Source organism: Nesterenkonia aerolata, from assembly GCF_031470965.1.
Taxonomy (GTDB): Bacteria; Actinomycetota; Actinomycetes; order Actinomycetales; family Micrococcaceae; genus Nesterenkonia; species Nesterenkonia aerolata.
Window position 1 is genome coordinate 53,736 of the sequence record NZ_JAVKGR010000013.1, and the last position, 11,626, is coordinate 65,361.

Annotated in this window: 9 protein-coding genes; 5 read left to right on the forward strand and 4 right to left on the reverse strand. The window is 65.8% G+C overall.

Annotation, left to right across the window (positions count from 1 at the left end):
* Positions 1-32: 32 nt before the first annotated feature.
* Together RIL96_RS10325 and RIL96_RS10330 are read right to left on the reverse strand one after the other, a co-directional pair.
* Entirely contained in the window at positions 33-1,643 is a 1,611-nt protein-coding gene (locus tag RIL96_RS10325; RefSeq protein ID WP_310548941.1) for a GMC family oxidoreductase, read from the reverse strand.
* Complete coding sequence (locus RIL96_RS10330; RefSeq protein ID WP_310548942.1) at positions 1,643-2,215, reverse strand: hypothetical protein; 573 nt, start codon at positions 2,213-2,215, stop codon at positions 1,643-1,645. The genes RIL96_RS10325 and RIL96_RS10330 overlap by 1 nt, the downstream gene beginning before the upstream one ends.
* 177 nt (positions 2,216-2,392) lie before the next feature.
* Here RIL96_RS10330 and RIL96_RS10335 point away from each other — a divergent pair, with 177 nt between their 5' ends.
* From RIL96_RS10335 to RIL96_RS10350, 4 genes are all read left to right on the forward strand, one after another.
* Positions 2,393-3,160, forward strand: a complete 768-nt coding sequence (locus tag RIL96_RS10335; protein WP_310548943.1) for an IclR family transcriptional regulator — start codon at positions 2,393-2,395, stop codon at positions 3,158-3,160.
* A gap of 157 nt (positions 3,161-3,317) precedes the next feature.
* A complete protein-coding gene (locus RIL96_RS10340; protein WP_310548944.1) occupies positions 3,318-3,647 on the forward strand; it encodes a putative quinol monooxygenase in 330 nt (109 codons plus the stop codon).
* Positions 3,648-3,752: 105 nt separating this feature from the next.
* Complete coding sequence (locus RIL96_RS10345; RefSeq protein ID WP_310548945.1) at positions 3,753-6,611, forward strand: FAD-binding and (Fe-S)-binding domain-containing protein; 2,859 nt, start codon at positions 3,753-3,755, stop codon at positions 6,609-6,611.
* Positions 6,612-6,768: 157 nt separating this feature from the next.
* Entirely contained in the window at positions 6,769-7,497 is a 729-nt protein-coding gene (locus RIL96_RS10350; protein WP_310548946.1) for a pyroglutamyl-peptidase I, read from the forward strand.
* 99 nt (positions 7,498-7,596) lie between these two features.
* Here the strand turns inward: RIL96_RS10350 and RIL96_RS10355 are convergent, their stop codons facing one another.
* Positions 7,597-9,315 carry a long-chain-fatty-acid--CoA ligase gene (locus tag RIL96_RS10355; protein WP_310548947.1) on the reverse strand — a complete coding sequence of 573 codons (1,719 nt, stop codon included), beginning with the start codon at positions 9,313-9,315 and terminating at the stop codon, positions 7,597-7,599.
* 195 nt (positions 9,316-9,510) lie between these two features.
* On the opposite strand from RIL96_RS10355, the gene RIL96_RS10360 reads away from it, so the two are divergent.
* Complete coding sequence (locus tag RIL96_RS10360) at positions 9,511-9,945, forward strand: hypothetical protein (protein WP_310548948.1); 435 nt, start codon at positions 9,511-9,513, stop codon at positions 9,943-9,945.
* 15 nt (positions 9,946-9,960) lie between these two features.
* Here the strand turns inward: RIL96_RS10360 and RIL96_RS10365 are convergent, their stop codons facing one another.
* Entirely contained in the window at positions 9,961-11,301 is a 1,341-nt protein-coding gene (locus RIL96_RS10365; protein WP_310548949.1) for an SLC5/6 family protein, read from the reverse strand.
* Positions 11,302-11,626 lie beyond the last annotated feature (325 nt).

The window sequence follows — 11,626 nt, forward strand, 5'->3', positions numbered from 1 at the left end:
CGTATGACGCCGCGGCAGCCCGGTCTGCACACTCAGAGACGCTGTGTCCGCAGTTCCTCGATGATGTACTCGGCCTGGCGGATAGCCAGTGCGACGATGGTCAGCGTCGGATTGGCCGCCGCCCCGGTGGTGAAGACAGAGCCGTCAGAGATGAACAGGTTGGGCACATCATGAGCACGGCCCCAACGATCGACGACACCGTCCTCCGCCCGTTCACTCATCCGAGCAGTCCCCAGGTTGTGCGTGGACGGGTACGGCGGAGTGCGGTGGGTGCCTGTGGCACCGACCGCCTCGTAGACCTTCTCCCCCGCCTGGTAGCCGTGCTCGCGCATAGCGATGTCATTGGGGTGGTCGTCATAGTGCACGTTGGGAACCGGCAGCCCGTTCTGATCCTTGACTGTGGTGTTCAATGCGACACGGTTGGACTCCTGCGGCATATCTTCACCGACGATCCACATCCCGGCGGTGTGCAGATACTGGTCAATCATCTTGGTGAACTCCGGACCCCAGGAACCGGGCTCGCCGAATGCCGCCATGAACGCGGGGCCCAACGCAATGGTCTCCATGTAGTAGCCACCGGCGAAACCGCGGTCCGGGTCATGTACTGACTCATCAGCGATGACTCCAGCCATCGTCTCCCCGCGGTACATCCGCACCGGCTGGTCAAAATAGCCCCAGACGGTGCCGGTCAGGTGCCGCATATAGTTTCGTCCGACGTGGCCGGAGGAATTCGCCAGGCCCTCGGGGAATGTCGGAGTTCCGGAGAGCAGCAGCAGCCGTGCCGTCTCAATGGCGTTTCCTGCCACACAGACGATCTTCGCCGCCTGTCGATGGAGATTCCCGTCTTTGTCCAGGTAGAGGACGGCATCGACCTTCCCGGAGGCATCGTGGGTGATCTGCACGGCCTGCGACTCCACACGCAGGTCCAGCAGCCCGGTCTCCTCTGCCCGAGGGATCTCACGGACCAACGTGGACCACTTGGAGCCGTTCTTGTCTCCCTGGAAGTTGAACCCGTCCTGTATGGAGGCGGGCCGGCCGTCATACTCCTCAGCATTGGTCGCGTAGGGCCCGGTGGCATAGAAGCGGTAGCCCACCCGTTCGGCACCGTTAGCGAAGACCTTATAGTTGTTGTTCGCCGGCAGCGGTGGGCGCCCGTGGACATGGGTCGACCCCATCGCTTTTTCGGCACGATCGTAGAACGGGGCGATGTCCTCCAACGAGATCGGCCAGTCGATGAGATTCGCGCCTTCGATCCGTCCGTAGGCGCTGCGCGCCTTGAACTCGTGCGCTTTGAACCGCGGGGTGGCCCCGGACCAGTGGGTCGTCGTCCCTCCTACCGCCTTGACGATCCAGGCCGGGAGATTCGGGAAGTCACGAGTGATCCGCCAGGAACCGGAAGTGGTGCGCGGATCCAGCCAGGCCATCTGATTGAAGGCCTCCCATTCATCATTGACGTAGTCATCGCCTGTCAGATACGGGCCGGCCTCTAAGACGACTACGGGAATACCGGCAGCTGTGAGCTCATAGGCCAGCGTTCCTCCCCCGGCACCGGAGCCGATGATGACCACGGCCTCCTCGGCCTGATCCACGGAGAAACCGGTGATGCTGCCACCGGGAGTGTGATTCTCAGATGACCTGGGCATCACTTCTTCACCTCTTCCATATCGGCGCTGGTGGCCCCGGGCTGGTTGGTCGAGTCGGTCGAGGCTGCAGGCACCGGCGGGGCGCCCCCGCCGCCGGGTCCCATCTCGGGAAGCGGCTCATCCGGGTACTCAATACGCGGGTCGGGCAGCCAGTCGAGGTCATCGAATCCACGGGTGATGTAACCGCCCTGATCGAAGGAGGGCCCTTCATATCCCAGGGCTGCCCACACTTCGTGGTCGTCATAGAGATTGAGTACGGTGGTCCGGCGGACGAAACCGAAGAACTCGGTCCCCTCCACGCGCCGCAGCACCCGCAGGGCGGCCTTGTCATCAAGGGAGCGAAAGTCTCCGTCGGCGAGCTGGTTCAGAGACAGCAGCCCCTGGGTCAGCGCCACACGGAACCAGGTCTCACTCTCAGCCTCTTCCAGAATCCTGTCCGCTGTGCGTTCGTAAGGTCCATCCGGTACGCAGTCATGAGGGAAGGCGACGCGCAGCACCCGCAGCAGAGTCTGACGCGCCTCATCGGTCATCTCGACGGCATTCAATGAGGGATATTTCGCGGGAAAAACCATCGTCAGGCTCCTCAGATCAGGCTGCATCACAGACTCGTAGCTCCGGCTCGCAGGTCCGGCGCGGAGGTCGCATCCACGACGTTATGTGATCTCTGACACTCTGAACTAGGCTGATTCTCGTGATACGAGAACACCCAGCTCACTGAGGTCCCGTTATGAGAGGAATGAGGCCCATCGATGTCGAGCATTGCCGTGGTCAGGCGCACCTTCGGTGTGCTGGAGGTCGTCGCCGCCTCGGGCACGGCCACAGCACGCGAAATCGCAGAACGACTGGAGATCCCCCTGCCGTCGGTCTACCGACTGCTGGGAGACCTGGTGGCGAACAACTACGTCGTCCATCTACGCGGCAACGGCGTCTATGAACTGGGGCCCAAGTGCTTCGATCTGGGCCTGGCATTCCGCGACCAGGTCACCGCCCCCACAGCTATTCGACGAGCCGTCGACGAACTTCACCAACGCATCGAAGCAGCCGCCTATTTCGCCGTCTACCGGGGCTCCGACATCATCCTGATCCACCTCTCCGACTGCGAACGCCACCCCCGGCTCCAGCCTCTGCGCTTCGGATTCCACGAGGCCGCCCACGCCACAGCCTTCGGGAAGATCTTGCTGGCCGGGATGGAACCAGAGCACCGGAGCTCATACCTCACAGCACGAGGCATGCCACGGCTGACCGCACACACCACCACCGATCCCGCCGTTCTCGACGAACACCTCTGCGAGGTCTCCCTGCGAGGAATCGCCTGGGAACATGAGGAGTTCCTGGCACATCAGACCTGCGCGGCGGTACCGGTCTACGACAGTCGCGGACTCGGCGTCGGCGCAGTGGCGATCAGCATGCCGGCGGAGCAGGCCGCAGGCCGTCGTCGCAGCATCGAATCCACGCTGCGGGACTATGCCGGACGATGCTCGCGATACCTGCGCTCGGGAGGCATGCCGCTCAGCTGACGATTCTCGTGACACGAGAAGCGCGGTTCATCTGCGCGTCCTGGTAGGCGACGCTGGTGCGAGACCAGCTCATCCCTCCCGCAGCACCGGCACACCTGCCTCACGTATCAAGCCGGTCTCACACCTCAAAGCTCATCTCAGACCTCAAGGAGCAGCCATGATCTTCATCGTCGTCAAGTTTCCCGTGAAGCCCGAGTACGCCGAAGAATGGCCGGAGATCACCCGGAGCTTCACCGAGGCCACACGCGCCGAACCCGGCAATAAATGGTTCGAATGGTCCCGCAGCCTCGAGGACCCGAACGAATACGTACTCGTCGAGGCCTTCGATGACGAAGGCGCCGAGCCACACGTGAACTCCGCGCATTTCCGCGCGGCCACCGCCGATGATGGACCCATGCACCGTGCCTTGGCCGCGACGCCGAAGATCATCTCCCGGCAGATCGACGGTGACGGATGGGATGCCATGGGAGAGATGACGGTGTCCTGAGTCAGGTTCGACGTATTCACTCACCGCCACCTGCCGACTGTTACTCTCGACACACTCAGGTCGCACCCTGGGCCACCGGACCTGCACCCAGTCACGGGAGACGTCATGCCTCAGCTCGCCGCACCCGCCGCTTTGACCACCTCCGGCCTGGAGGATCTGATGGACCCGCAACGGGCGGGCGGCCCGGTGGCGACCCGTCGATCCGCAGACCGCATCCGCTATGCACCCGATGCCTCCCACTATCTGTTCACCCCGGAGATCATCGCCACGCCGCGCAGTATCACTGAGGTTGCCGAGCTGCTGCGCGCCGCAGAGGGCCAGGGCCGGCCGGTGACCTTCCGCTCCGGCGGATCCAGCCTGGCCGGTCAGGCGCAGACCGACGCGATCCTCGCCGACACCCGCAAGCATTTCCAGCAGATCGAGGTCCTCGATGACGGCGCCCGCGTCCGCGTCGGCCCCGGCCTGACGGTCAATCAGGTCAACAACCACCTGCGTCGGCACCGCCACCATCTGGGCCCGGACCCGGCATCGTCCTCAGCGGCGACCATGGGCGGAGTCATCTCCAACAACTCCTCCGGCATGGCCTGCGGCACCGCCCTGAACACCTACCACATGCTCGAATCCGCCGTGCTGGTGTTGCCCTCCGGCACCGTGATCGACACCGCCGATCCTGCCGCCGACCACACGCTGCGCACCTCCGAGCCCCGCATCTACGACGGCCTGCTGCGGCTACGTGACCGCATCCGCAGCAACTCCACATCCGTCGAGCGGCTGGAACACCTGTTCTCCATGAAGAACACACTGGGCTACGGGCTCAACGCCTTCCTCGACTACGACGATCCGGTCCAAATCCTGCTGCACCTGGTGATCGGCGGGGAGGGCACACTGGCCTTCGTTGCCGAGGCAGTCTTCCGTACGGTCCCCACGCAGCCGCTGGCCGCCACCGGACTGCTGTTCTTCGACACCCTCGACGAGGCCAGCGCCGCCCTGCGCGAGGTCAACCGGACTGAGCCGGTCGCCATCGAACTGATGGACGCCACCAGCCTGAAGATCGCCCAGAACTCCGGGGCGCAGGTCGACCAGCTCAACCGCTTCGACGTCGCCGAACATGCCTGCCTGCTCATCGAATACCAGGCCTCCGACGACGATGCGCTGGCCTCCACTCTGGCCCGTGCCGCCGACGCCTTCGACGGATTCTCCCTCTCCGCCGACCCTTCGCTGAGCCGGGATCGGGCCGAACGTGCCGCCCTATGGACAGTACGCAAAGGGCTCTACGCCACTGTGGCAGCAGCCCGCCCGCAGGGTACCGCCGCGCTGCTGGAGGACATCGTCGTCCCCGCGCCGAAGCTGCTGGAGACCTGCCAGGACCTCACCCGGCTGTTCGCCGAGCACGACTACGGCTCCGATGCCTGCATCTTCGGCCACGCCCGAGACGGCAACCTGCACTTCATGCTCACTGAGACCTTTGATACTGAGGCTGGGGTGGCCCGCCATGAACGGTTCACCGAGGATCTGGTATCCATGGTGCTGGGCCACGACGGCTCGCTGAAGGCCGAGCACGGCACCGGCCGGAACATGGCGCCGTTCGTCCGCCGCCAGTACGGCGATGAGCTCTTCGACGTCATGGTGGAGCTCAAGCAGCTGATCGACCCGCAGGGCATCCTCAATCCGGGGATCATCCTCTCCGAAGATCCGTCGTTCCACCTCACCGGGCTGAAGACGAACCCTCCGGTGGAGGAGGAGGTGGACCGGTGCGTGGAATGCGGGTTCTGCGAATCGGTATGCCCCAGCCGTGGGCTGACCACGACGCCGCGGCAGCGGATCGTGCTGCGCCGGGCGATGGTCACCGCGGAGCGGGAGGGCGACCACACCCTGCTGGCCGAGCTGCGTGAGGCCGAGGAGTATGACTCGCTGCAGACCTGCGCGGCCGACGGCATGTGCCAGACCGCCTGCCCTGTTGAAATCAACACCGGTGACCTGGTGAAACGCCTGCGCGCCGAGAACGGCGGACGTGCCGAGCAGGCGATGTGGCGGCAGGCCGCCGAGCATTGGGAGGTCGCCTCCCGGGGTGCCGGGTCGGCGCTGAGCACCGCCAGGCGGCTTCCGACTCCTGTGGTCCGCGGCGCCACGGAGCTGGCCCGTCGCGCTGTGGGCACCGATCAGGTGCCGCTGTACTCCGGTGATCTCCCGGCCGGAGGTGCGAAGCGCCGCCGGACTGAGGACATATGGACCGACTCCTCAAATGCCGATGCCGTGTTCTTCGCAGCCTGCACGTCGGCGATGTTCGGCCCCTCCGGCTCGGGCGAAGGCTCCACTGCGGCGTTCCGCACGCTGTGTGAGCGTGCCGGGGTACGGCTGAGCGTGCCTGTCGGCATCGACTCGATGTGCTGTTCCACGCCGTGGAGCTCCAAAGGGATGAAATCCGGGTTCGCTCAGATGCGCGAGAAGGTGCTGCCGGCCCTGTGGCGGGCTTCAGACCACGGGCGGCTGCCGGTGGTCTGCGACGCCTCCTCCTGCTCCGAGGGGCTGCATCACATGCTCTCGACTGCTGTGGCCGAACATTCGGAGTACGCGGAGCTGCGCATCGTCGATGCCGTGCAGTTCGTGACCGAAAAGGTGATGCCGTCGCTGCCGGTGGCGGAACGGATTCCTTCGCTGACCCTGCACCCGACCTGCGCCTCCACCCGGTCTGGGACCAATGCCCATCTCACCGCTCTGGGTGAGCTGCTGGCTCAGGACGTGATCGTCCCGGCCGCCTGGGGCTGCTGCGGATTCGCTGGGGATCGAGGCCTGCTGCACCCGGAGCTCACCGCCTCGGCCACCGCGCAGGAGGCCGCTGAGGTGCAAGGCTGCGCGACCACAGCCTATGCCTCTTCGAACCGGACCTGTGAGATCGGGATGTCCCGGGCCACCGGCCAGGAATACCAGCACATCATCGAGCTGGCGGAGCAGCTGACCCGGTAGTATCCGGGCCGAAGCGGCAGCTTCAGCTACGAATGTGCGTCGGGCTGCGATATAGAGACAGCCCGACGCACATCTATAGCAGAGCCACGGGGAACCCCCTGATACCTGGCTCGTAGCCCTCACCGCGTGGACCGCCTGAGGCCGATACACTCCCGACATGCCCACCCAGACTCCGCACGAGCCCGCCTCCGCATCCGCACCCCGCCGCGTTCTGATCACCGGGTTCGCGCCCTTCGATGGGGCAGACCGCAACCCCTCCTGGGATCTCGCCGAACAGCTGGCCACCCGGGCGGCGGCGGGCGAGCTGGTGGCCCAGTCCGAGGCGGAGTCCTCGGGCGCGGCTCTGGAGCTGCAGACCATGCTTCTACCGGTCGAGTTCGAGACGGCAGGGGCCCTCCTGTGCACACGTCTGGAGGAGCTGACCAGAGCAGGTGAGATGCCGGAGGTCGTCGTCGCCCTGGGCCTGGCCGGTGGGACCGATGCCGTCGCGCTGGAACGTGTGGGCATCAACCTGCGCGATGCACGCATCCCGGACAATGCGGGATCGCAACCGGTGGATGAGCCGGTCCGGGCCGACGGGGATGGTGCCCGCTTTGCCACTCTGCGTCTGAAGGCGGCGCACGCGCGCATCGCCGCTGCGGGGATCCCCGTCCGGCTGTCACTGAGCGCAGGGACCTTCGTCTGCAATGACGTGCTCTACACGCTGATGGACCACCTCTCACGCACCGGTGCAGACACGCGCGGAGGCTTCGTGCACGTCCCCGATCTGCACGCGGAGCAGACCTCGGTGAGCCTCCAACAGGCGGTGCACGCAGTGGACCTGCTGATCGCCGAAAGCCTGCACGCCGGCCCGGACACCGCCATCCCGGGCGGCACCCTCCACTAACCACCCATGTTTATCCGAATCCTCTGCGTGATCCGGTCTCTATAAGGCACGGATACTGCAGAGGGTTCGGATAAACGTGGGTGAGATGGGTGGGGCGGGTTACTCGGAGCCGCCGTAGGCCTCGGCATAGATCTCACGCAGACTGCGCTTATTGATCTTGCCCACGGAGGTGCGGGCGATCTCCTCGACGATCTCCACCCGCTCAGGCAGCTGCCAGTCCGCGAAATCCTTGCGCAGCACCTGGTGCACCAGCTCCGTGGTCACCTGCGCGCCTTCAACCGGCACCACCAGCACCAGCGGGCGCTCACCCCACTTCGGGTGTGGCACACCGACGACGGCGACGTCGGCCACATCACCATGCCCGGCCAATGTGTTCTCCATATCGATGGAGGAGATCCACTCCCCACCGGACTTGATGACGTCCTTCAGCCGGTCGGTCACCTTCAGGTACCCGTCGGCGTCGACGGTGCCGGCGTCACCGGAGCGCCAGTATCCCTCCTCGTCGAAGGCACTCTCATTGGCCTCCGGGTTCTCGAAATAGGACTTCGTGATCCACGGGCCGCGCAGGCAGATCTCTCCGACGGACTTGCCGTCGAAGGGCAGCGGTTCGCCCAGCGGATCAGCGATCTTCACATCCACACCGATGACCGCCAGCCCCTGGGAGCGGCGCAGGTCCCACCGCTGTTCCTCATCCATCGAGGCCGCCAGCGTCGGCAGGATGCGGTTGACAGTCGCGATCGGGGAGGTCTCCGTGGCCCCGTAGGCGTGGATGACTTCTGCGCCGGTGAGCTCATAGATGCCGCGCATCAGCGAGATCGGCGGCTCCGAGGCGCCGCAGACGAATCGGGCACGGCTGAGGTCCGGTGCCTGCTCCATCTGGCGGAACCGGTGCAGGACCGGGTTCAGAATCGCCGGGGCCGCCGGTGCCACGGTCACCTCGTACTCAGCCATGGCATCGACCAGCATCGGGGTGTCCTGCATGGTGAACCGGCCGGGAAGCACGATGCGCGCGCCGGTCTTCACCGCGGCGAACGGCAGGCCCCAGCATTGGACGTGGAACATCGGGGTCAGCAGCATGACCGTGTCGTCCAGGCGCATGCACAGGTTGGTGGCGATGGCGTCGGCATGCAGCCAGGTGGAGCGGTGTGAGTAGAACACACCCTTGGGTCGGCCGGTGGTTCCTGTGGTGAAGCAGGCTCCGGAGGCTGAGCGCTCGTCGACGTTGGGCAGCTCCTCCAACGGCGGATTATGCGTGGAGACGGAGTCATAGGAGTGAACGTTGTGCAGCCGGCTCTGCGCGGCCGAGAGCGGATGATCGGTGGCGATGAACCAGCGGGAGACCGATCCGCTGAGGTGCTTCTCCACTTCACCGGCGAGCTGGGCGAGCGATTCGTCGACGATGATGTGGGTGACCTGGGACTGCTCGACGACGTAGGCGATGTCCTTCGGCGAGAGCCGCAGGTTCAGCTGGACCATCGTGGCGCCCAGGGCGGGCACGGCGAAGTAGGACTCGAAGTGACGGATGTCGTTCCACATCAGCAGACCGACGCGGGTTCCCGGCTCGACCCCGTATTCGCGCAGTCCAGCGGCGACGCGGCGGATGCGCCGCCAGGTCTCGGCGTAGGTCGTGGTGTGCCACTGGCCGTCCTGGTTGCGGTAGACGATCTCTTGGGAGGCGAAGCTGCGGGCCGCGTCGGCGAAGAGCCGGGTGGTGGTGAGCTGTTCGTCGTCGCCCATGGTGGAGGCGGTGCCGAAGATGGTCGGGCGTCCGGCAGGAGGGTTCTGCCGGTGGTGGTCAGCAGCTGAGCCTGTGCTCATGGCGGTCATCCTTCCGATGCGTGATCCACGCCACTTCTGCAGCGGTGAGGATGAGGTTACACACGCCGAGCCCCTCAGAACAACGACCACCAGACACGTTTATCCGAAATGCTTCAGAGATCCGTGCCCAATAGCATTCGGATTCCGCAGGGAGTTCGGACAAACGTGGGTGGGTGGGGGATATCCTGAGCCGCGATGAGTGCGAAGAAGAAACAGGCCGCGGGGAAGGGTGGCCAACGTGGGCAGACCCCCGGGAAGGGGACGAAGCGTGCGCAGACGACGAGGCGGGGCGATATCGGGCGCAGGCGCAGCACCCACACGCCGCAGGACCGCTGGCGCATCGCGCGCTACCTGTGGGCCACTGTCGCCGCGCTGCTCATCGCCGCCCTGCTGCTGGAGGCCACTATGGTGTGGATGCTCGGCGTCGGGTTATGGATGCTCGCCAACGCCGAACTGCTCGGGCTGTGGATGGTCGTCGTCGGTTATGTCCTCGCCTGCATCCCCTGGGCGATCGGCCTGCTCATCGCCACCGGCCGCTTCTGGCTCGCCATGACCCACGCCCTGTGGATCGGCATCGCCTACTCCGTGCTCGGGGTGCTGCTGCTGGACCAGGTCATCGGGCTCGGCTGACCCGCCGGCCCCAGCTCAGAACCCGACGACGACAACCCGGTAGACGATGCAGCCCACCGCGAAGAACCCAGCCACCGTGACGAAGACGTTCGAGCCCAGCCCGCGGAACCGGCGCAGCGCCTCGAACCGGTGGATCGCGTACATCGGCATCAGATAAAGCACCAGGGCCATCACCGGCCCGACGAGCGTCTCGATCATGTCCAGCACACCCAGGTCCGCCACGGCCGCGCCCCAGGTCAGCAGGAAGATGAACACCGCCACTGATCCGCGCACCGCCTTCTCCGAGGGGGTGCGGCCCATCGCCTTCACCCCGGAGCGCACCAGCCCCGCCGTGCCTTCAGCGGCTCCGAGATAGTGGCCGAAGAAGGACGAGCTGATCGCCGCGATCGCCACGGCCGGGCCGAGATAGGCGATGATCGGGCTGTCCAGGGTCTGCGCCAGATAGGAGAGCACCGGCAGGTTCGCATCCCGGGCCTCACGCAGCCCGTCCACGCCCAGGGCCAGCACACAGGACCACACGAAACCCATGGTGAAGATCACCAGCAGCGCAGTGGTGCGCCGCAGCACGACAGTGGCCCGCGCATCGGCCTCACCCTGATACCGGCGCTGCATGGCCAGAGTGAACTGGGAGACCGCCGCGGCGAAATAGAAAGCGAAGATCAGCACGGGGATCACCAGGATCAGGGCGCTGATCATCCGCGCCGGTGACTGCTCCGCACTGAGGAACACCCCGAAGTCCCAGTGCGGGATGAGGAACACGCTGATACCCAGCAGGATGGCGATCAGCGGGTAGACCAGCCACTGCATCGCTACCAGCATGATGCGCTGCCCCAGGATCATCACCAGCATCAGCACCGCGACGAGGACCCCGGAGAGCAGCCAGCGCGACGGAGAGGCCAGGCCCAGCTGCACGGTGAGCAGGTCATCGACAGTGTTGGTGATCGCGATGCCGTAGATCATTACGATCGGCAGGATGGAGAGCAGGTACAGCACTGTGATGACCTGCCCGGCAGCTTCGCCGAAGAGGTCGCGGGCGACGACGGTGATGTCCGAGCCGGGGTGGTCGGAGGCGGAGACGAACCGGGAGAGCCCGCGGTGGGCGAGGTAGGTCATCGGGCCGATCAGCACGGTGGCGACCACCAGCGGCCACAGCCCTCCGGCACCGGCGTTGATCGGCAGGAAGAGGATGCCCGCACCCACGGCGGTGCCGAAGAGGGAGACCATCCAGGTGCGCTCGAACCTCCGGTCCGGTGCGTGGTGCTCCGCCTCAGGGCCGGTGGCCGCAGAGCCTCCAGCATCGGGGCGCGCGGCGGCTGCGCCGTCGCCGGATGCCCGGTCGGTGGGTCCTGTGCTCATGCCGGTGACTTTCTCTGCAGTGGTGGAGGATGGGGGTTCTCGCCGATGGTCGTGATCCGTGCCGACCCCCTGAGCAGGGCCGACACCCTGGGAATCGTACCCTGCCCGCCGCAGTCCCCCGCGGAGTCCTCACCCGTGCCCACCGCGGCCGCAGAGCAGGGCCGTTGCCTCATCCGTGGCAACTTTCCTCCACACGAGGGGTAGTTTGCGTTCGCAAAGTCCGGTACGGTGGGGCGGAAGGATCACAGCAGCGGCGCACACGACGGCGGCTCTAGGGCGTGTCTCCTATGTGCGTAGGCAGGCGATGATGGCGCAGAGGACTACT

Excerpts from the sequence above, each read along its gene's own strand:
- RIL96_RS10325 (WP_310548941.1), bottom strand. The coding sequence starts at position 1,643 with ATGCCCAGGTCATCTGAGAATCACACTCCCGGTGGCAGCATCACCGGT.
- RIL96_RS10330 (WP_310548942.1), bottom strand. The coding sequence starts at position 2,215 with ATGGTTTTTCCCGCGAAATATCCCTCATTGAATGCCGTCGAGATGACC.
- RIL96_RS10335 (WP_310548943.1), top strand. The coding sequence starts at position 2,393 with ATGTCGAGCATTGCCGTGGTCAGGCGCACCTTCGGTGTGCTGGAGGTC.
- RIL96_RS10340 (WP_310548944.1), top strand. The coding sequence starts at position 3,318 with ATGATCTTCATCGTCGTCAAGTTTCCCGTGAAGCCCGAGTACGCCGAA.
- RIL96_RS10345 (WP_310548945.1), top strand. The coding sequence starts at position 3,753 with ATGCCTCAGCTCGCCGCACCCGCCGCTTTGACCACCTCCGGCCTGGAG.
- RIL96_RS10350 (WP_310548946.1), top strand. The coding sequence starts at position 6,769 with ATGCCCACCCAGACTCCGCACGAGCCCGCCTCCGCATCCGCACCCCGC.
- RIL96_RS10355 (WP_310548947.1), bottom strand. The coding sequence starts at position 9,315 with ATGAGCACAGGCTCAGCTGCTGACCACCACCGGCAGAACCCTCCTGCC.
- RIL96_RS10360 (WP_310548948.1), top strand. The coding sequence starts at position 9,511 with ATGAGTGCGAAGAAGAAACAGGCCGCGGGGAAGGGTGGCCAACGTGGG.
- RIL96_RS10365 (WP_310548949.1), bottom strand. The coding sequence starts at position 11,301 with ATGAGCACAGGACCCACCGACCGGGCATCCGGCGACGGCGCAGCCGCC.